The sequence below is a fragment of the Cobetia sp. 1AS1 genome, assembly GCF_029846435.1.
Classification (GTDB): domain Bacteria; phylum Pseudomonadota; class Gammaproteobacteria; order Pseudomonadales; family Halomonadaceae; genus Cobetia; species Cobetia amphilecti.
In genome coordinates, this window is the sequence record NZ_JARWKU010000011.1 from 88,310 (window position 1) to 105,856 (window position 17,547).

Sequence of the window (17,547 nt, forward strand, 5' to 3'; positions counted from 1 at the left end):
TCCAAAGAATTGATCCAAAATGCGGATATAGATCAAAAGGACTGTAACCCATAACACCCTCCCTAGCATTAATGATTATTTAAGCAGCCACTTGCTCTCTGAGTCGCTGTGACTCAAAGTACTCTTCCGCTGCAATTGTAGTCTTGAAGTCTGCATCGTCATGACCGATTTCATACACAGCTTCACGTATCGACTCAAGGTCTACATGGAAGAACTCTTTTCTTAGGTTGACGGCATTGACACGATGATGAGAGAACTTACGATGCAAAGCTGTTTCCATCGCAGGGGCATCATCGGAGAAGATCAATGCATGAACATCAAAAGAGAATGGGACACTTGCATCACCCAACTCCTTGACTCGATCCATAGGATCAAGACGTCTTGTCATACCAATCTTGTAAACATTCTCACCAAAGGAGCCGATGTTACTAATGACGTACACGTATCCACGACGAGTCTGCTCAGCCAAGCTTTTAGTGCGTTCTTTGGCTGCCTCAGCTTCTAACAAACGCTGTTCAAGGTCCGCTACTTTAGCCTCTGCAATTGCTCGCTCTTCAGCAGTTGCTTGTTCAAGCTCTTGTTTAGCGCGAGCCAAGATATCCTGATACATATCCTCTTCACGCTGTGCCGCATCAATTGCAGCCCGATATTCCTTCTCTGCTTTCGCCTCTTCTCGCATCTGTTCACGAATAAGTCGTTGCTCTTCAGCCTCCTCTTTCTTTTTCAGCGCATACTGATATTGAATACCACACTCTTCATATCGTAGAGCAACATAGTCAGTACTCAATCCACAGCGGAGCGAAGCTACCAACTTTTCTAAGTCGCTGGCCACTTTTTCTATTTGACTTAACGTACGTTCTAGATTCGAAGGGCTGACCTTACCAATCAATATGTCTGTCTCAATATTGAAAGCACGCATCACCAGCTTCATCTGACCTTCAATGATTCTTTTATCTTGGCGTTCATCGCCAGTAATGACGACTTCACCGTGCTGCGTAAAGGCAGAACGATCTTTGAGCATCGCCTTCTGATCTTGCCGAAGCTTCTTGATTTCAGCGGCAAATCTCTCACTAGTCTCATATAAGTATTCAGGCAGTTCGAAATGACCAAAATCCACAAATTCTTCGAGTCGTGAATAAAGATCAAGCTTCGACATTACTTGACGTAATTCTCTATGACCTGCCGTTTCTTTTGTACGATACTCTATCAACTGGCTTTTTAATGTATCCAACTCCTGAAGATCATGTTCTTTTTGTAATGCTATCGTGTCAGCATTAAGCTTTAAACGCTGCAGATCGGTTGTCTCTTGATCTACTCTCTCGTATTCCATACGAGATTTCGTCAGCATATCAGAAACTTCCACTAACTCTGAATCCGCAACCTTACGACGCTCTGCTAACCCCTCAATAGCTTTTTCAAGGCTACCAAATTCTTCAGCCTTACGATCCAAGTCGGCACGTTTCGAATCCAATGCTATCGACTTTTCATGGTACTCAGCACGAATAGCTAATTCTTTCTCGGCTAAGTCGCTACGAAGTTTTTTCCCCTTCGTTCTAGCGATTGAAATCACTATACCGACTGGCACTAGCAGTACTAGCGCAAGGAACACGATCCCATCAATAGACTCACCCTGCATACATCACCTCAAAAATTGGGCAATCACATCTTGTTTTGCATCAGCACGTTCACTCTCACGATCTGATAAAGCGTCTTTCCCTACTGCGGCTTCATCTCGCCAGAATTGCTTACGATCACGCACCTCTTGTCGCTGTGCTTGTTCTTTAGACCTTCGCCGCTCTTTGTCTTCCCGTAAGCGGTCTTTTTCTCGCTGAACTCTCTCCCGCTCCCGTCGTTGGTATGCCCGTTCTGCTTCACGTTCCTTACGCGCCTCTTCACGGGCAGCTTTGCGTTCTTCTTGCTCTATCTGTCGAAGGTATCGTTCTTGATCTCGAATCCAGGCCCGATCATGGCGCTCATTTTCACGCTGTTGTCGCTGACGATCCTTCTCGATCTGTTCTGACATCCGATTAAGTGCTTTCGCAGTTTTGACAACAAGGCCCAAACCGCTTGATTTCCTAGCCACATGCCCCCCTGAGAACTACGTCTCAACTAATATTCAACATTAAAGAAGACCCTGCTTATAAACCATAACACCAAAAAACAAGCTTGACTCGTATCATAAGCACTGCTTACCGTTACTGCGTAGCCTCAAGGAGAACCATCATGTACTCGCGTGAAAGTTACGTGAACCATCGCACCAGCCATCACGACTATTACGTCCAGTTCGTGGGTCCCGAGGAAATGGACAAGGTCGAGGACGTGATCGGCCGCGAGCGCATCCTGTCGAGCACGGACTACCACTTCAACGACATTCCCGACGACGAGTGGGACTGTCTGGGCATCGCGCCGACCTACCTCGAGCGCGCCCCACTGGCCGGTGACAGCCCCTCGAACCGTGGCCGCCGCTGCACGTTCAAGGCCGCTGCCCGGCTGATCCGCATGACGCACGCCCCGATTCTCCCGTGGGCGGTCGATGCCCGCCTCCCCGGTGGGCAACGCACCCGGGCCACCTGCCTGGGCACCGTGGACGGGCTCCATCAGCGCCACGTCGTCGAACGCACCCCGCTCCATGACCAGGAGCCGGCACCGGAGCGCCTGACGTTTCTCGCAACGGCGTCTGTATAAGCACCGCTTACCACAAAAGGCCCAATACCATGTTTCCCGAATCTCATTCCGAGCAGATGTTGTCCCTGAACACCTGCCATGTGCCCCAGGCCGAACTGTCCGTGCTCAATGATGCTATCCGGCACCGCACCGCCAACGGCATCGTGCGCGATACCGGCACCCTGCTGATCATCGATGAGCAGATCCCCCACCTGCCCCAGGACAAGGTCCCGTTCCTGATCGACCTGGCCCTGCTGGCGTCCCGCACCGACCACACCTGGCTGAACCTGGATCGGGATGTCCCCCCGCTCCTGGCCCTGCCCCAGTTCGACTGGGAGAACCCCGTCACCCCCGACAACGTCACCGTGGCCTACCTGGCCAAGGGTGCCTCGGAGTCCAAGCGGTTTTCCCAGGCCGTCGATTCACTGGCGGAGGGTGAGCTGGGCTTCATCAGCGACGTGACGGACTTCGCCACCATCTTGGATATGACCTGGCAGGCCGTCAAGGACACCGAATACCAGTACGAAGGTGTCTTCGCCTACGACATCGTCGAGGCCGTCGGCCGCTGGCTGCCTGAGCAGTATCTGATCCGGGACGAGTTCCCACGTCCCTTCCTGGTCTATCAGCACGCACTGATGCTGATGGGCGTCGATAAACGCATGGCCGAGGGTTTTTGATATGCCATCCCTGCTCGCTACCACCAACGGGCTGCATGCCCGTGACCTGATCAACCGCCTCAAGTCCCTGGGGTGGACCAACATCGCGGTCACCTTCGAGGACGAGGTCACGCCCCTGGAAGGCAACAGCGTGGACACGCTGATCGACGAGCTGCTGGCCACCGACGAGCCCAGCACCCTGCTGGCGACCTCCCCCGGTGGGCACGAAGTCGGTGCCTTGGTGCTGATGTACGACGTCGATGAGAAGGACATCGTCATCGACATCGGCAGCGACAACGAAGCCGCGATGAACGAATTCGAACGGATCGATGAGGCCCTGAAATGAATATGCACATCGGAAGCATCAGCCAGGGCACGCTGCGCCCGCAGGACCTGATCCCGACCTTCCTGGACGCCCTGGCCAAGTACGACAGCGCGGCCCACGAACAGCTGGTCGCCCAGCCTCACCCGCCGATCCCGGCCTATGTCCAGGACGAGGGCGACGACAGTGAGTGGTGGGATAGCGAGGAAGCCGCCTTCCTTCAGGAGGAGCTGATCAACGCCCTGGAGAACGCTGCTCCCGACGGTACCTACTTCGGTACCCATGAAGGCGATGGCGCCGACTTCGGCTTCTGGTCCCTGGGCCAATGGCGGGTGATCACTGAAGACGACCAGGTGCTGTCCACCCACGACACCCAGACCGAGGCCGAACACGCCCTGGCCGTTGCCCTCGATGATGAACACGACGCCTACCTGCAGGCACCAGGAGACTACTGATGAACCTCAAGGATCAGACCATTCAGCAACTGCGTGACTCAGGCCATGTCGTCATCGTCTGGACCCCGGACGAGATTGGAGACGCCGATGGTGGCGTGCTCGAGGAGGTCGCCATCGAGCGTGGCAACACCTACCTCGAAGATTACGACGAGGAGGAGTGAACATCTGCCACCCGACCATGACGGTGTACCGCGCCCGCGTCCAGCAAGGGGCCCGGGTCTTCACCCTCGAATTCCTGGCCGGCGACATCTGCCACGCAGAACTCAAACTGGACCACTACGGCTTTGACCCTGACAGCGTGCTGGAACTCGACGCTGCCCCTTCGCGCAACGCGCGTCCGCTGCACCCCATCACCATCCTGTAGGAGCGACACCATGATCATTCTGGCAACCATCCCGCTGGCGCTGGCACAGATGTCCGACCTGGTGGAGTACCAGACCGAGGAGCACGCCATCCAGCGTGAGTTCTTTTATAAGCAGTGCGAATCGACCGGCAAGATTCACCTGGGCTACGGCAAGATCGAGGTCGTGGACGAGAGCGCGATCCGGCATATCCAGCGCCCGATCTTCGTCAATATCGGCACGACCTGGGTCACCAGCACCGGCCAGGAGGTGAAGATTCTGGAAACCCGGGCACCGGGCAACCACCCGATCATCGCCATGCAGCTCGGCGGCACCATCACCCGCCTGTTGCACTTCGGCATGGACGGGCGAGTCAGCACGGACCCGAGCCACCAGCTGGCCTACCCCGCGTCGCTGCGCAACGAGAAGCGCGCGACCATCGCCAACCTCAAGGAGGTCAAGTCGATCTCATGAACCATTTCACCGTGGAAGGACGCCGCTGGTTCGACGGCCAGAACACCTACCACAGCGTCCACGTCGAGATGTTCGGCGATGACGATTCGCCACCGCAGCAGCTGACCGTGCCCTTCGCCTATGGCGGGAGCACCCAGTACGAGCTGACCGCCCTGCGCCACCTGCGCGACTTCGGGGTCCTGCCGCCGGCAGGTCCCAAGCACCTACGCCCTGCGATCGAGGCCATCGGGGCCTCCCTCAGCAGCAGCGTCACCGACGTGGAACGTCGTCGGAACCTTCACTCCCTTGGCCAATAAGGACAATCCGTCATGAACCTCTATACCCCGAAAGACCGCAACGGCAAGACCTTCCACGTCGGCGACCTGGTCGAGATCGGTGAAGGTGCCCCGGAAGAGTTCCACGGTGACAAGGCCCGCGTGAAGTACGTCGTCCGCCTCGAGGACCTGCCCCAGTTGCCGGTCCATAGCGGCCACCAGGCAATGCTTTCGCCGTACCCGATGCTGATCCTGGACGAGGAAGACGGCGGCACTTCCGCAGTCTTCGCCAACACCATCACCATCCTGGAACAGGGCGACGGTGAGGAGCTGGTCTTCGAGGAGACGCCGCAGCCCTCGGCGCCAAAGGATATCCACGGGCGTGAGATCATGGCGGGCGACACCGTGCGTATCGCCGGCAAGCGCGTCAAGCAGGATTACCAGGGCCGGGTGGTCGAGGTATCAGACCCGACACCGACCATCGAGCGCATCGCGCTGATCAACCCCGAGCTGTTCATGCTGATCAAACTCGGCATCGCACCAGAACACGGGCATATCGAGATGGCAGATGGCGTGGCACTGGCCGAATCGTGCGAGGTCGTTACCGACCCGGCATCGGCCATGCAAGCCCCGAGCACCGCTGACACCGTCCACTAACGCACAGGAGCTGACCATGAAGGTCTACACCTACCTCGTCGATCGCAATGACTTCACTGGCTACGCCAAAAACGTCGCCCTTGAGGGCCAGGTGCTCTACCCCGGTGGGCAGTCCGTCGAGGATTACCTGGCCGCGAACCCGGGCACCGAAGCCATGACCGAGGAGGCGTTCGAAGCCTTCCAGCAAGAGTGGCAGGACGCGCATTACCTGAGCGACCCGGCGGCCGTCATCGACGAGCTGGCCTTTGACGAGGCGCTGGAGGTTCTGCCGCCCCTGCGCTACACCCGCGAGAACGGCATGGTCAGCTTCCTGATGTCCGAATTCACCACCGGCAGCATCACGACGATGTTCGCCAAGTGCGACGGCGTCTGCCTGTGCAAGGCGGTGGACGTCCGTCGCAAGGATACGTGGATTTCGCCTGGCGATTTCGATAAGCACCGCTTACCAACCGAGGGGTTCTGCGAATGACTATCCAGATTCATGGCGTCTACCTGCGCGCCACTACCGACGACGTCGAGGAACTGCGGGGGCTGATCCCCGAGAACAGCGACCAGCAGCTGTTCAGCATGGAAGTCCGCCTGTGCGACCTGACCGACAACACCAGCCCGCCGAACGTGGCCCATCTCGTGGCGCGCAAGCTCGGCGACGACGACCTCGTCCAGTCGATCCAGAACGAGCTGGACGAACTGCTCTGCGACGACACCGACGACCTCTGGAACCTGATTCAGAAGACCATTCAGGACTGCGACCAGCTGGACTGCGTCACCACGGTCGATGGGCTGGTGCTGGCCGACTGGCGCCAGAAGACGCTCACCCATCTCACGCCCGAACACCCGATGGACGACAACGTCTTCGGCTCGGTGGCCAAGTATCTCGATGAACGGGCCCTGGGCAAGTACCACCTGTGCGTGCCCTACATCGACACCCTGTCCGGTACCTCGCTCAAGCACGACCTGGCGGCCCTGCGTCGCAAGTACCTTCTCACCTGGCACCAGACGCGCATCCCGGTCACCGACCGCCCCGCCGTCAGGCAGGACTTCGCCCTCTGGCTGGATGAACAGGCCCGCAGTGGGGAGTGCGAGGAAGCCCTGGCCGCCCAGGCCACCCTGGGGGAAGTCATCATCCCTCGCCCCTCCGTCGAGATGCGCTGCCGGCAGGCGGTCATCGCCCTGACAGCGGGGTACCTCGGCGCGGCCCCCTACGACTTCCAGGCCATCCAGAAGCTCACCAATGACGTCGAGGAACTGGAACTGACCTGCCGGCTCTACGCCGACGACCTGATCGGCTGGCTCAACAGCGTCTGTCGTCCGGTCGGCGCGGCCTACGCCACGCTGGTGACGGCGGACCCGCAACCGCTGCCCAGCCACAACGTCATCAACCAGCTGATCCGCGATCACATCAACACCGCCCTGGAGAACGCTGATGGATGAGGCAATCAGGGCCCGCTATCTGGCCGAACCGAACCTTTGCCCCTTCTGCGAGAGCAACGACCTCGAAGGTGGCGCCGTCACGGTGGACGACCGGCACGCCCGTCAGTCGATCACCTGCCTGCACTGCTACGCGAGCTGGGTCGATCAGTATCGCCTCAGCGACATCACCGACATCGATATCCCGGAGAAGTGACATGAATGCCATGACAGAAACCAAGCGTGCCCAACACCCGTTCGAAGCCATCACTGCCGAGGCATACCGCCACCGTATCGCCGGCAACAAGTCCAACCGCGACGACGCCCTCAAGGCGCTCAAGAAGCTGACCGAGGAGCTGGAGATGCACCACGGCGACCGCCTGCCCGGCGACGTCGAGCTGCACACGCTGGCCAACTTCTTCCTGCCCACGCTGGCCAAGAAGCCCAAGGACCTCTGGGAATGGGTCGCCAAGGCCGCCGGCACCGATGATGTGCGCTACTACCTCAACTACGTGCATGTCAGCGAGAAGTGGATCGAGGCCACCGACGGTCACCGCCTGCACCGCATCCCGAATGCCGAGGGCATCGAGCCCGGGTATTACCAGCCGGCCACCCGTCAGAAGATGGAGGTCGATGGCAAGTTCCCCGATACCGATCGCGTCATTCCGGGGATCGCCGCCATGGAGGCCCGCGAGGACGTCCAGCTGGACCAGTTCGAGCAGATGACCTTCCCCGACAACCGCCCCAAGTACCGCAACTATCTGAAGCTCGGGCAGTCGGCCATGAACCAGCGCTATGTCGAGGAAGCCCTGCGTTTCCCGACGCCGGTCGGTAGCCAGTCGAAAGTGACGGCGTACCTGCCGGACAATGCGTCGTCATCCGTCCGCTTCGACTTCGGTGATACCGGCGCCATCGCCATCGTGATGCCTATACGCTTGTAAGAATTATAGAGGTTCACAAGCCCCGTGGATATTGATTGATCCTGGGGCTACTGTGAAAGCATAAGCTTCATCCATATATTTTAAATACAATCTCTGCGCTTCTCTAATATTATCCTCAAACTTGTAATCATTAACTCTCTTCAACTCTGCAATTCTTTCTTTATATTCACTATACTCTTTTTTAACCAAACCAAGCTCTTTCTTTTCTTCTGTATAGTCTATGACGTTAACAGCACCTCTAGCATTAAGATTTTTTAGCTCTTCAACACTTATATAATAGAGCCTGTCTACTGCATAACTATATTTTCTTTCTAATTCTTCCTCCCTGTACTTATTACTTATATCACGTTCATAGGAGATCCATTTCTGTGTATTAATGAAGCTTTCTCTATCTATTTCACCCACTGATGTAATCTTCTCTGCATTAGTAATCTCGAAGGTATTATCCACATAATTGAGCTGGATCTTATACAATCCGCTCAATCGAGTAGAGGGCTTAAGGATTTCAGCCATTTCAACATCAGTCAGATATCGATCATCTATTCCTTTAATATGATGATCAAATTGAACATCGTCGGTATTAGCTACATATGAAAAATCAAATTCGTCGTAACCGTGTACAATTAGCCCCAAATCATTAAATTCACTAACATTGGACAAAATCCAATTTTGGTCATCGGCAAAGTATAAACTCTCTCCAGTAAAGGGGGACTTATTATACTTAATTAAAGACCCTCGACATGATAGCTTTATCTCTCCCCCCCAAAAACTGTTCTTAATTTCAAGCATACTTAGATCATTAGAATGAGCAAATTTGGTCATAGACAGTAATGTAGTTGCGAGCAATCCTATGTATAGCAATCGAAGTCTATAATACATCGACGCCTCTCCTCACTAGAAAAAGCACTCACATTAACGAAGACAGGTAAAGCTAATAAAATCATTCAGAGCATACTATTAATAGCCCAAAAAAGACAAATGAGCCATTACTATGATGAAAAATAACACTGAGTACCGCCTGCGCATCGAGCAGGACCTGACGCCCATGACCCCCCGCACCGAGTACGACAATGCGGGGGTGCTGGCCCTTCGCCACAGCCACTATGAGCTGGGGGATATTGGCGGCATGGAGCAGGTGACCCGGTTCCTGGAACCGCTGATGACGCAATACATCCAGGAGGCCAATTTCCCCGGCGACCTGGAGGATGACCAGGTCATCTGCCCGAAGTGCCGGGCTGACGCGCGTGAGCCCAGCGACACCTGCAACCGCTGCGATCACAGCGGCTGGATCAGCAACCCGTTCGAGATCGAGATCGAGCAGACCTTCAACGGCCAGAACATCGTCGAGCTGTTGCAGCCCAACGACCTGGCGCATGTGGGTCGGATCATCGAGATGCTGGATGAAGGTGGCCTGCTCCCGGAAGGCACCCTCTGCAAGCCGGTCTACCTCTACGACCATTCAGGGATCACGGTCAGCCACTCACCTTTCTCCTGCCACTGGGATTCCGGCCAGGTCGGCTGGCACCTGTGGATGCCCGACGGCAGCGAGACACTGCCCGACCCGGACGCCACGCTGACGGCCGAGCTGGAAACCTACGACCAGTACCTGCGCGGTGAGGTCTACGGCTATGTCGTTGAGGCACGCCCGGCCGTGGCCTTCGGCTTCGATGGTTCCCCGCTCAAGCTGGCGGACGACGACCTCTGGCATGTTGCGGACTCTTGCTGGGGGTTCTACGGCAGTGATCCCAGGACCAACGGCATCGCGGAACATCTAAGCGATGACTGGAAGCCATTGCTCGATGAACTTGAATGATCATATAAGCGGTGCTTATTATCGTGGACCCCCACAAGGAGTAACAACGCCATGATTCTGGCAGGTCCTGAAATCCTCGAACTGATCAACAGCGGCGTCATCAAGGGCGCCGCCCCTGAATATATCAATGGCTCCAGCCTCGATGTGCGCATCGGCGACGAGGCCCTGATCGAGAACCTGAACCGCTCGGCGATCATCGACCTGGGCGCCAAGGAACAGCTGGACATGGAGCGCGTGAAGATACCGGCCGCCGGGATGATGATTCATCCGGGGGAGTTCTTCATGGTCGCTACCCAGGAAATCCTCGACCTGCCTGACGATCTGTCCTGCGAGTTCAAGCTGCGTTCCAGCGCCGGTCGTGCTGCCCTCAACCACGCCCTGTCCGGCTGGGCTGATCCCGGCTTCTACGGGACGCTCACTCTGGAATTCCAGAACGTCTGCCAATACCACCGTCTGCTGGTACGTCCCGGCATGCGGCTAGGTCAGCTGGTCTTCCACCGCCACGCCTCGGCAGGGGAATACAGCTACCGCAAGCGCGGCCGCTACAACGGCCAGGTCGCCGTCACAGCCAGCATGGGAGTTGCCTGATGTACATCTTTCTCGATTTCGAGAGCTACTACGCCAACAAGTACACCCTGACCGGCCTCACCTACCCGGAATACATCCTCGACGACCGCTGGCTCTGCCAGGGGGTCGGGATCGCCATCGATGACGGCGAGATCGAGTATTACCCCGAGCATGAAGTCGAGGCCGCGATCGCGGACCTGCCGCTCGAGGAGGCCACCCTGGTCGGACAGAACCTGATGTTCGATGCCACCGTGCTGGCCCTGCGCTACAACCGCTACGCCAAGCACTATGTCGATACCCAGTCACTGGGGCGCGGCATGTGGCCGGGTCAGGACGTTAGCCTCGAGGCCATGTGCCAACGGGCCTGGCCCGATGACCCCGACATGCAGAAAGGCAAGGAGCTGGCCAACTTCAAGAACTGTCGGGAGCTGGACGCCGAGCAGCAAGCGGTCATGGGCAACTACTGCAAGCAGGACGTCCGACTGACCCGCGCCCTGTTCCATTACTTGCGGCCCAATATCCCGGACAGTGAGGTCGAGCTGGCCGAGCTGACGCTGCGCATGTATATCCAGCCCCGTTTCATCCTCGATCGACCGCTGGTGGAAGGCTTCCTGGAGAAGGAGCTGTCCCATACCAAGCAGCTGATAAAGGACTCGGGCCTGGCCAAGACCACGCTGTCTTCCAATCCCAAGTTCGCCGAGTGGATGCGCGAGAACGGCATCGAGGTGCCCCGCAAGGTCAGCCCCAGTACCGGCAAGGAAACCGATGCCCTGGGTCAAAAGGACCCGGCATTCCTGGCCACCATGGCCGACCACCCGGAATTCGCCCACGTATGGAAGGCCCGCGCAGCGGTCAAGTCCACGCTCAACACGACCCGTGCCCAGCGTCTGCTCGATCTGGACGACCAGCTGGGACGCATCCCGGTGCCCTTGTCATTTTACGGTGCGCACACTGGCCGCTGGTCCGGGACCCAGAAAGTGAACCTGCAGAACCTGCCCCGTGGCGGTGACCTGCGCAAGGCGCTGACGGCCCCGCCAGGCTACAAGGTCCATGTCGCGGATTCCTCGAACATCGAGGCCCGTGTCCTGGCATATGTGGCCGGTGAAACCAGCCTGTTGGAGATGATCCGCCGCAAGGAGGACATCTATAACGACATGGCCACCAAGATTTACGGCTACCCCGTCGATCGCAAGGCCAAGGACGCCGACGGCAACAAGCTGCAGGAAGAGGAAGGTAACGTCGGCAAGACCGCACGCCTCGGCCTCGGCTATGGCATGGGCGCGCCCAAGTTCCGTGGCACCCTGGCCTCCGGTCCCATGGGATCGCCCCCGATCCTGGTATCCCAGCATTTCGCCCAGACGGCCGTGGACACCTTCCGTGCCGACAGCCCCAACATCGTCAACTACTGGCGGCTGCTCACTCAGGCCGGTTACGACATGATGCTGCCCAAGACGGATTACTGGATCGGCCCGATCCGGGTCCGTTTCGAACGCCTCGAGATGCCCAATGGCATGGCGCTCAAATACCCCAACCTGCGCGTCATCACCGACGAACAGGACGGACGCGACCAACTGGTCTGCGATCGCCGCAACGGCAAGACGCAGCGCATCTATGGCGGCATCCTGGCCGAGAACATCGTCCAGGCCCTGTCCCGCACCATCGTGGCTGATCAGATACGCGCTGCCGTGCGCGAATTCCCCGACAGCTACCTCGTTCTGGCGGTCCACGATGAAATCGTGATGACGATGCCGGACGACAATAGCGACGACCGTCAGGCCCGGCTCGAAGACCTCATGCGAGTGCCACCGGACTGGGCCCCTGACCTGCCGCTCGACAGTGAAGGCGGCTGGGATACCTGTTACTCGAAGTAATTGGCATCCCCTGAAAGCGCTGCTAATATAAGCATTGCTTACCACAAGCACCCTTCCAGGTTTCACTACAACAAAGGAAACGCCCCGATGATCAACATCGACACCCTCAAGACTGCCACCAAGCGCGTCGCCCAGGCCAACCGTCGCATCGAAACCCGTGAAGAACGCATCGCCACCAAGCGCGACGAGATCGCCACCCTCGACGCTGAGGTGCGCGCCGAGCAGGACCGCGTCGAGATGAACAAGAAAATGGGCCAGCTCAACCGTGCGCATGCTGCACTGGATCGCATGCTCAACTCGACCGACAGCGACAACGAGGAAGTGCGCGAAGCCCTCGACAAGCTGATCGAAGTGGCCCAGGAGCAACGGGCCGCTGCCTAAGCCGCCCCGCTGCTTCTCGCCCCCGTGGACTCCACGGGGGTTTTTTCGTGCCTCAAGAACGGAGCCTGCCCCATGTCCGAGTATGAACTGCCCGTTTCCATCGATCTGGAAACCCTGTCAGTCCGACAGGATGCCCGTATCACCACGATTGGTGCCGCCGCCCGCGTGAACGGTGAGCTGGAAACCTTCGTCTGCTACCTCGACGCCAAGACCTCCCAACGGGACCGCCACATCGATCCGAACACGCTGACCTGGTGGCGCAAGCAAGGTGAGTTGTATGACCAGATGATGGCCCGTTGCGCGGACGGTGTATCGATGCGCGATGGCCTGCTGGCATTCCAGTCCTGGTATATCCAGCTGGGCGACAAGGATGCCCGCCTCACGCCCTGGGGCAACGGGTCCAGCTTCGATGTCGCCATGCTCGAACACGCCTTCCGGTCACACGGCATGCAACCGCCCTGGGCATTCTGGATGGCGCGTGACTTGCGCACCCTCAAGGCACTGGCCGAGGACCTGGGCGTATACACCAAGGTCGAGCGCGAAGGCACGCACCACGACGCCCGTGATGACGCCATTCACCAGCTCCGCATGATCGAGACTCTGAAAGAACAGCTGAAAGCGGCTAGACCACAACAATAAGCACTGCTTATACTCAAGCGTCACACGTCAGATTTATCAGGGGCTCTATGGATCACGACCTCGACGACGAGAAGGCGCAGGAGATCGCGGAGGCCATGATTGATCATGGCCTTCGTGCTGCACGGCAAGCCTCTCAGCTACCACCGGCCACAGGTCGGTGTTTCAACTGCCAGGAAGCACTCGACGACCCCGAGACACGCTTCTGCGACACAGACTGCCGCGATGACTGGCAAAAGCGCCAACGTGCCAGCCATTTCAGGAGGGGATGATGGACCAGTTCCCAGCCACATTCGTCAATGCCCAGGTCCACCTGGGGAAAACCTACACCCTCGAGGGGCGGCAGAACCCGCCCCATGCCAAGAACCTGACCTCGATCGAGTACCCGCTGACGGCGGACTTCGAGGGACTGGACACCCTGGCCAAGCTGATCGCCCGCCACTCCGGTGGCGGCGATGCGTTCTTCACCGGGCACTTCCCGACGCCACTGGCCAACGAATCCCGTGCCGGCCGCAGCGATCCGAAGTTCCGTCCGCAGATTCTGGTTATCGACATCGATGACATGCCCCTGGGTGACCTGGAGCTACCACGACCGCTGACCAAGGAAGAGCTGACTACCGCTGCCAACCACGCCCGTGAGTACCTGCCGGAATCATTGCGGACCACGGCCTGCGTCGCGCATGCCAGTTCCTCCTTCGGCATGAAGCCCAAGACGGCCAGCCTGCACCTGTTCTTCCTGCTCGATGCCCCCGTGGTACCCGGCAAGCTGAAAGCGTGGCTGACCGAGGCCAACTTCGCGCACCCGGACCTGGATGCGCAGATCGAGTTGAACCCGTCCGGTCAGTCGCTGCACTTCACCCTGGACCGCTGCACGGCGGACAACAGCCGGCTGATCTATATCGCCACGCCGTTGTTCCTCGGCAAGCTGATCATGGACCCGTTCACCTCCCCCCAGGAGCGCGTGGCCCTGATCCCCGGCGACAGTCCAGTCGCCAACGTCTCCAAGGAAATCAATGCGGTTGTCCCCCAGACCGCTGACAACCTGATCAAGCAGAAGGTCAAGGAGCTGCGCGCCCTGGCCCAGCTGCCCAGCCGTGTCGGCAAGACCAAGGTCATCGAGACGCGCAAGGGTCACTACCACGAACTGCTGACCAACCCGGATACGGTCAGCATCGAGATTGCCTACGAGAATGACCCGTTCGTCTACGCGAACCTCAACGGCGGTGACTCCAACGCCTATTACTGGCCGAAGGACAACCCGAAGTACATCTACAACTTCAAGGACGAGCCCGTCGTCGAGATGGTCAAGGTGGCCCCGGACTTCTACCGGGATTACATGGCCTCGATCTCGGATGAAGTCGTCGATGAAACCGTCTCACCGCTGGTCTTCCGCGACCGGGATGCCGATACCTACTCGACGGTCCTCTACAACACCGAGGACAACACCCTGGTGCATCACGCCTATGCCGGTCGCGTGGCATTACGGGACTTCATGCTCCAGTACGGTGCCGACCTCCCTGATCCGATCGAGTCCTGGCAGGTCAGCTTCGATCCGAAGTCCACCACGGGTCAGATCGACTCGGCGAACAAGCACTTCAACCTGTTCCGCCCCTCGCCGTACATGATGCGCAAGCCGGAAATCAGCGAGGAATATCAGGGTATCCAGTATGGCTATGCCGCCGGCTACCTCAGCCAGATCGCGCCCAACATTCACAAGCTGATTGACCATGTCGTGGGTCACGGCCAAGCGGAGTATGAGCACTTCATCAACTGGCTCGCCTTCGCCTTCGTGTACCGCGAAAAAACGTCCGTCGCCTGGATGTTCCACGGGGTCGAGGGCACCGGCAAGGGCTTGCTGTTCCACCAGATCATCAAGCCGCTGTTCACCGAGCGTTATAGCTCCCTGAAGAAGATTTTCGACCTGGAAGACAGCTATGACGGCTGGCGCGAACAGATGCTGCTCGTCGTTATCGATGAATTCCGCATGGCCGATGCCAAGGAAGGGAGCCGGATGTACGAGAAGCTGAAGAACATGATCTCGGAAACCAGCGGCTCGGTGCGCCACATGCGTTCCAACCAGAAGAACGTCGAGCTGTTCGAAAACATGATCTTCTTCTCCAACACCCGCGACGCGCTGAAGATCAGTGCCACCGACCGTCGTTTCTGTGTCGCCCCGGCCCAGAACACGCCGATCAATGCGCTGTATGACACGGCCAAGTTGATCTTTGCCGTTACCCAGGAACTACCGCTGTTCGCGGACTTCCTCACCACCTTCAAGATCGACAAGGCATTCGCCCGTATTCCGCTCCAGACCGAAGCCAAGGCGGCAATGCGTGATGCCTCGAACACCTGGGTCGATGACTACATCGACGCCATCCGCAGCGGCGACTTCGAGTGGCTGGTCAACAACGTGCTCGACTCCCGCCCGTCCATGCCCGATGACGCGGTACGTGTCAGCCAGTCGAGTGAGGTATTGGCGCGACTGGCGATCGACATTCTCGAGGCGGGTGAGTCTCGGGATTACCTCAACATCGACGACGCCCTGACGCTGTACAACACGTTGGCGGGTGACAACACGCGAAAACTGAGCTTCGCCAAGATGATGGCCCGCTACGGCCTTAGCTTCGAGCGTCGCCGCATTGCTGGCCAACGGGTGCGTGTTACCCGTATCGACTGGGGGATCAACGAGGACGTCGATCTCATGGCCCTGATCCGCGACAACGGCACCCCGGACCAGCAGAAGTCGCTCTCTTCCATCCAGACCCATTAGGAGCCACCCCATGAACCTCTTCGGTAATGGGCGCCCCGACGGCGCCGCCACGCCTGAAAAGCAACCGGCTGCGACGCCCAAGGGGCCGAGCGTCACCAACCACAGTCTGTTCGCCGGCAAGCGCCCGGACGCCGCTGCCCTGGCCGAGGATGCCCTGTCACTGGCCGAGGCCCCGCGCGGCCCGGTCCCGGCCTGGTCGTTCTCGGTCCTCAAGAAGTTCGAGGAATGCCCCTACCGCGTCTACCTCAGCAAGGTGGACAAGATCGCCGAGCCGTCCAGCGATGCCGCCGATCGCGGCAACAAGATTCACGACGAGGCCGAGCACTACATCCGTGGCGAGCTGGACACCGACAAGGTGCCCAAGAACCTCGAGAAGCTGGGCTTCGAGTACCGCACGCTGCGCGAAGCCTTCGACGAGTCCCCGGAGCAATTCGAGCTTGAACAGAACTGGGGCTTCACCGCCACCTGGGGGCAGACGGGCTTCTTCGACAAGGACGTCTGGTGCCGCATGAAGCTGGACGTGTTCCGTCGCTGGGGGACCTCGGCCCACATCATCGATCACAAGACCGGCAAGAAATTCGGCAACGAGCTGAAGCACTCCGATCAGGGGCTCCAGTACGCGGTCGGTGCGTTCAAGCGCTACCCGGAGCTTGAGTTCATCAAGGTCGATTTCTACTACACCGACCAAGGCCAGAAGCTCGAGAAGTCCTTCACCCGTGAGCAGGCGATGGTCTTCCTCCCGCGTATCGAGAAGCGGGCCTTCGCGCTCACCAACGCTACAGCCGAGCAGCTGTCCCGTCCGAAGCCGTCGAAGAACAACTGCAAGTTCTGCCCGCACGCCGAGACAGGCGCCTGCCAATGGAGGGTCGCCGAATGATCACAGCCCGGTTCCTGCAGATGGTGCAGCGGGACCGCCCCTACACCGTGGCGCAGTGGGCTGAGGCCATGAACCTGGACCGCTACAAGTTCTGCCCGCCGCGCGTCTTTGCCCGTCTCTCGGGCACTCCCCTCCACCTGATAGAGAAAGGAACCGCCCATGAATCTAAGCAAGCCCCTGGTCGCCATCGCCCTCGCAGGCGCGATGCTGGCCGCAATCCATAACGCGATCGGCTACTTGCTGATTGCCCTGATGATCATGGCCGCTGCCCTCGGGCTGTTGTGGCTCATGACGCCCAGGAGACGTGAATGACGTTCTTGCTCTTGCTCCAGAAAATCGCGTTCACCGCGACCACCGTCGTGCGCACCGTGATGGCCACCCTGCAAATGATCCAGTTGCTGGTCGTCGTCGTGGCAGCGCTTCTCAGTGCCAACCGTAATCGCAAGGCGTATGCCTCATAG

The 17,547-nt window shown here is 58.5% G+C and carries 25 protein-coding genes; 22 read left to right on the plus strand and 3 right to left on the minus strand.

Translation table 11 applies throughout. The features are described 5' to 3' along the window. Nucleotides 1-79 precede the first annotated feature (79 nt). Entirely contained in the window at nucleotides 80-1,636 is a 1,557-nt protein-coding gene (locus tag QD280_RS15650; RefSeq protein ID WP_279839949.1) for a DUF4041 domain-containing protein, read from the minus strand. Nucleotides 1,637-1,639: 3 nt separating this feature from the next. Next, complete coding sequence (locus QD280_RS15655; RefSeq protein WP_279839950.1) at nucleotides 1,640-2,023, minus strand: hypothetical protein; 384 nt, start codon at nucleotides 2,021-2,023, stop codon at nucleotides 1,640-1,642. A 200-nt stretch (nucleotides 2,024-2,223) separates the two neighbouring features. On the opposite strand from QD280_RS15655, the gene QD280_RS15660 reads away from it, so the two are divergent. Genes QD280_RS15660 through QD280_RS15720 form a run of 13 tightly spaced genes read left to right on the plus strand, consistent with a single transcriptional unit; the run spans nucleotide 2,224 to nucleotide 8,171 of the window. Continuing rightward, a complete protein-coding gene (locus QD280_RS15660) occupies nucleotides 2,224-2,685 on the plus strand; it encodes a hypothetical protein (RefSeq protein ID WP_279839951.1) in 462 nt (153 codons plus the stop codon). Between the two features lie 29 nt (nucleotides 2,686-2,714). Continuing rightward, nucleotides 2,715-3,341, plus strand: a complete 627-nt coding sequence (locus QD280_RS15665; RefSeq protein WP_279839952.1) for a hypothetical protein — start codon at nucleotides 2,715-2,717, stop codon at nucleotides 3,339-3,341. Nucleotide 3,342: 1 nt separating this feature from the next. Continuing rightward, nucleotides 3,343-3,666, plus strand: coding sequence for a hypothetical protein (locus QD280_RS15670; RefSeq protein WP_279839953.1), 324 nt, complete (start codon nucleotides 3,343-3,345; stop codon nucleotides 3,664-3,666). Beyond that, complete coding sequence (locus tag QD280_RS15675; protein ID WP_279839954.1) at nucleotides 3,663-4,097, plus strand: hypothetical protein; 435 nt, start codon at nucleotides 3,663-3,665, stop codon at nucleotides 4,095-4,097. The genes QD280_RS15670 and QD280_RS15675 overlap by 4 nt, the downstream gene beginning before the upstream one ends. Further along, nucleotides 4,097-4,258, plus strand: a complete 162-nt coding sequence (locus QD280_RS15680; protein WP_279839955.1) for a hypothetical protein — start codon at nucleotides 4,097-4,099, stop codon at nucleotides 4,256-4,258. The genes QD280_RS15675 and QD280_RS15680 overlap by 1 nt, the downstream gene beginning before the upstream one ends. Continuing rightward, a complete protein-coding gene (locus QD280_RS15685) occupies nucleotides 4,255-4,461 on the plus strand; it encodes a hypothetical protein (protein ID WP_271302921.1) in 207 nt (68 codons plus the stop codon). Before QD280_RS15680 ends, QD280_RS15685 begins: the two co-directional genes overlap by 4 nt. 10 nt (nucleotides 4,462-4,471) lie before the next feature. After that, nucleotides 4,472-4,912, plus strand: a complete 441-nt coding sequence (locus QD280_RS15690) for a hypothetical protein (RefSeq protein WP_279839956.1) — start codon at nucleotides 4,472-4,474, stop codon at nucleotides 4,910-4,912. Next, a complete protein-coding gene (locus QD280_RS15695) occupies nucleotides 4,909-5,208 on the plus strand; it encodes a hypothetical protein (protein ID WP_279839957.1) in 300 nt (99 codons plus the stop codon). Before QD280_RS15690 ends, QD280_RS15695 begins: the two co-directional genes overlap by 4 nt. A 12-nt stretch (nucleotides 5,209-5,220) precedes the next feature. Beyond that, a complete protein-coding gene (locus QD280_RS15700) occupies nucleotides 5,221-5,823 on the plus strand; it encodes a hypothetical protein (protein WP_279839958.1) in 603 nt (200 codons plus the stop codon). A gap of 16 nt (nucleotides 5,824-5,839) precedes the next feature. Next, nucleotides 5,840-6,292, plus strand: coding sequence for a hypothetical protein (locus tag QD280_RS15705; protein ID WP_279839959.1), 453 nt, complete (start codon nucleotides 5,840-5,842; stop codon nucleotides 6,290-6,292). Continuing rightward, entirely contained in the window at nucleotides 6,289-7,254 is a 966-nt protein-coding gene (locus tag QD280_RS15710) for a hypothetical protein (RefSeq protein ID WP_279839960.1), read from the plus strand. Before QD280_RS15705 ends, QD280_RS15710 begins: the two co-directional genes overlap by 4 nt. Beyond that, nucleotides 7,247-7,447 carry a hypothetical protein gene (locus QD280_RS15715; protein ID WP_279839961.1) on the plus strand — a complete coding sequence of 67 codons (201 nt, stop codon included), beginning with the start codon at nucleotides 7,247-7,249 and terminating at the stop codon, nucleotides 7,445-7,447. Before QD280_RS15710 ends, QD280_RS15715 begins: the two co-directional genes overlap by 8 nt. A 1-nt stretch (nucleotide 7,448) precedes the next feature. Then, a complete protein-coding gene (locus tag QD280_RS15720; protein WP_279839962.1) occupies nucleotides 7,449-8,171 on the plus strand; it encodes a hypothetical protein in 723 nt (240 codons plus the stop codon). Nucleotides 8,172-8,174: 3 nt separating this feature from the next. Here QD280_RS15720 and QD280_RS15725 read toward each other — a convergent pair whose 3' ends face one another. Beyond that, entirely contained in the window at nucleotides 8,175-9,050 is an 876-nt protein-coding gene (locus QD280_RS15725; protein WP_279839963.1) for a hypothetical protein, read from the minus strand. A 115-nt stretch (nucleotides 9,051-9,165) separates the two neighbouring features. Between QD280_RS15725 and QD280_RS15730 the strand changes: the two genes are divergently transcribed. The 9 genes from QD280_RS15730 to QD280_RS15770 all read left to right on the plus strand — a co-directional run bounded on the left by QD280_RS15730 (nucleotide 9,166) and on the right by QD280_RS15770 (nucleotide 17,547). After that, nucleotides 9,166-9,984, plus strand: coding sequence for a hypothetical protein (locus QD280_RS15730; protein WP_279839964.1), 819 nt, complete (start codon nucleotides 9,166-9,168; stop codon nucleotides 9,982-9,984). Nucleotides 9,985-10,035: 51 nt separating this feature from the next. After that, nucleotides 10,036-10,572, plus strand: a complete 537-nt coding sequence (gene dcd, locus QD280_RS15735) for a dCTP deaminase (RefSeq protein WP_279839965.1) — start codon at nucleotides 10,036-10,038, stop codon at nucleotides 10,570-10,572. Continuing rightward, nucleotides 10,572-12,422: a DNA polymerase gene (locus tag QD280_RS15740; RefSeq protein WP_279839966.1), complete on the plus strand. Its 1,851-nt coding sequence runs from the start codon at nucleotides 10,572-10,574 to the stop codon at nucleotides 12,420-12,422. Before dcd ends, QD280_RS15740 begins: the two co-directional genes overlap by 1 nt. 87 nt (nucleotides 12,423-12,509) lie before the next feature. Then, the gene (locus QD280_RS15745; RefSeq protein ID WP_279839967.1) at nucleotides 12,510-12,803 is read left to right on the plus strand and encodes a hypothetical protein; all 294 of its coding nucleotides are present in this window, start codon (nucleotides 12,510-12,512) and stop codon (nucleotides 12,801-12,803) included. 72 nt (nucleotides 12,804-12,875) lie between these two features. Further along, on the plus strand, nucleotides 12,876-13,442 hold the full coding sequence (locus tag QD280_RS15750) for a 3'-5' exoribonuclease (protein ID WP_279839968.1): 567 nt from the start codon (nucleotides 12,876-12,878) through the stop codon (nucleotides 13,440-13,442). Between the two features lie 268 nt (nucleotides 13,443-13,710). Then, complete coding sequence (locus QD280_RS15755; protein ID WP_279839969.1) at nucleotides 13,711-16,209, plus strand: primase-helicase family protein; 2,499 nt, start codon at nucleotides 13,711-13,713, stop codon at nucleotides 16,207-16,209. 10 nt (nucleotides 16,210-16,219) lie between these two features. Continuing rightward, nucleotides 16,220-17,086: a PD-(D/E)XK nuclease family protein gene (locus tag QD280_RS15760; protein WP_279839970.1), complete on the plus strand. Its 867-nt coding sequence runs from the start codon at nucleotides 16,220-16,222 to the stop codon at nucleotides 17,084-17,086. A 159-nt stretch (nucleotides 17,087-17,245) separates the two neighbouring features. Continuing rightward, entirely contained in the window at nucleotides 17,246-17,398 is a 153-nt protein-coding gene (locus QD280_RS15765; RefSeq protein ID WP_279839971.1) for a hypothetical protein, read from the plus strand. Then, entirely contained in the window at nucleotides 17,395-17,547 is a 153-nt protein-coding gene (locus QD280_RS15770; protein ID WP_271302904.1) for a hypothetical protein, read from the plus strand. The genes QD280_RS15765 and QD280_RS15770 overlap by 4 nt, the downstream gene beginning before the upstream one ends.

Bases quoted from the DNA above. Each gene is read 5' to 3' on its own strand.
- QD280_RS15755 (WP_279839969.1), top strand. From the start codon at position 13,711: ATGGACCAGTTCCCAGCCACATTCGTCAATGCCCAGGTCCACCTGGGG.
- QD280_RS15700 (WP_279839958.1), top strand. From the start codon at position 5,221: ATGAACCTCTATACCCCGAAAGACCGCAACGGCAAGACCTTCCACGTC.
- QD280_RS15730 (WP_279839964.1), top strand. From the start codon at position 9,166: ATGAAAAATAACACTGAGTACCGCCTGCGCATCGAGCAGGACCTGACG.
- QD280_RS15705 (WP_279839959.1), top strand. From the start codon at position 5,840: ATGAAGGTCTACACCTACCTCGTCGATCGCAATGACTTCACTGGCTAC.
- QD280_RS15760 (WP_279839970.1), top strand. From the start codon at position 16,220: ATGAACCTCTTCGGTAATGGGCGCCCCGACGGCGCCGCCACGCCTGAA.
- QD280_RS15695 (WP_279839957.1), top strand. From the start codon at position 4,909: ATGAACCATTTCACCGTGGAAGGACGCCGCTGGTTCGACGGCCAGAAC.
- QD280_RS15675 (WP_279839954.1), top strand. From the start codon at position 3,663: ATGAATATGCACATCGGAAGCATCAGCCAGGGCACGCTGCGCCCGCAG.
- QD280_RS15770 (WP_271302904.1), top strand. From the start codon at position 17,395: ATGACGTTCTTGCTCTTGCTCCAGAAAATCGCGTTCACCGCGACCACC.
- QD280_RS15765 (WP_279839971.1), top strand. From the start codon at position 17,246: ATGAATCTAAGCAAGCCCCTGGTCGCCATCGCCCTCGCAGGCGCGATG.
- QD280_RS15670 (WP_279839953.1), top strand. From the start codon at position 3,343: ATGCCATCCCTGCTCGCTACCACCAACGGGCTGCATGCCCGTGACCTG.
- QD280_RS15665 (WP_279839952.1), top strand. From the start codon at position 2,715: ATGTTTCCCGAATCTCATTCCGAGCAGATGTTGTCCCTGAACACCTGC.
- dcd (WP_279839965.1), top strand. From the start codon at position 10,036: ATGATTCTGGCAGGTCCTGAAATCCTCGAACTGATCAACAGCGGCGTC.
- QD280_RS15650 (WP_279839949.1), bottom strand. From the start codon at position 1,636: ATGCAGGGTGAGTCTATTGATGGGATCGTGTTCCTTGCGCTAGTACTG.
- QD280_RS15745 (WP_279839967.1), top strand. From the start codon at position 12,510: ATGATCAACATCGACACCCTCAAGACTGCCACCAAGCGCGTCGCCCAG.
- QD280_RS15710 (WP_279839960.1), top strand. From the start codon at position 6,289: ATGACTATCCAGATTCATGGCGTCTACCTGCGCGCCACTACCGACGAC.
- QD280_RS15680 (WP_279839955.1), top strand. From the start codon at position 4,097: ATGAACCTCAAGGATCAGACCATTCAGCAACTGCGTGACTCAGGCCAT.
- QD280_RS15720 (WP_279839962.1), top strand. From the start codon at position 7,449: ATGAATGCCATGACAGAAACCAAGCGTGCCCAACACCCGTTCGAAGCC.
- QD280_RS15725 (WP_279839963.1), bottom strand. From the start codon at position 9,050: ATGTATTATAGACTTCGATTGCTATACATAGGATTGCTCGCAACTACA.
- QD280_RS15660 (WP_279839951.1), top strand. From the start codon at position 2,224: ATGTACTCGCGTGAAAGTTACGTGAACCATCGCACCAGCCATCACGAC.
- QD280_RS15740 (WP_279839966.1), top strand. From the start codon at position 10,572: ATGTACATCTTTCTCGATTTCGAGAGCTACTACGCCAACAAGTACACC.
- QD280_RS15655 (WP_279839950.1), bottom strand. From the start codon at position 2,023: ATGTCAGAACAGATCGAGAAGGATCGTCAGCGACAACAGCGTGAAAAT.
- QD280_RS15690 (WP_279839956.1), top strand. From the start codon at position 4,472: ATGATCATTCTGGCAACCATCCCGCTGGCGCTGGCACAGATGTCCGAC.
- QD280_RS15715 (WP_279839961.1), top strand. From the start codon at position 7,247: ATGGATGAGGCAATCAGGGCCCGCTATCTGGCCGAACCGAACCTTTGC.
- QD280_RS15750 (WP_279839968.1), top strand. From the start codon at position 12,876: ATGTCCGAGTATGAACTGCCCGTTTCCATCGATCTGGAAACCCTGTCA.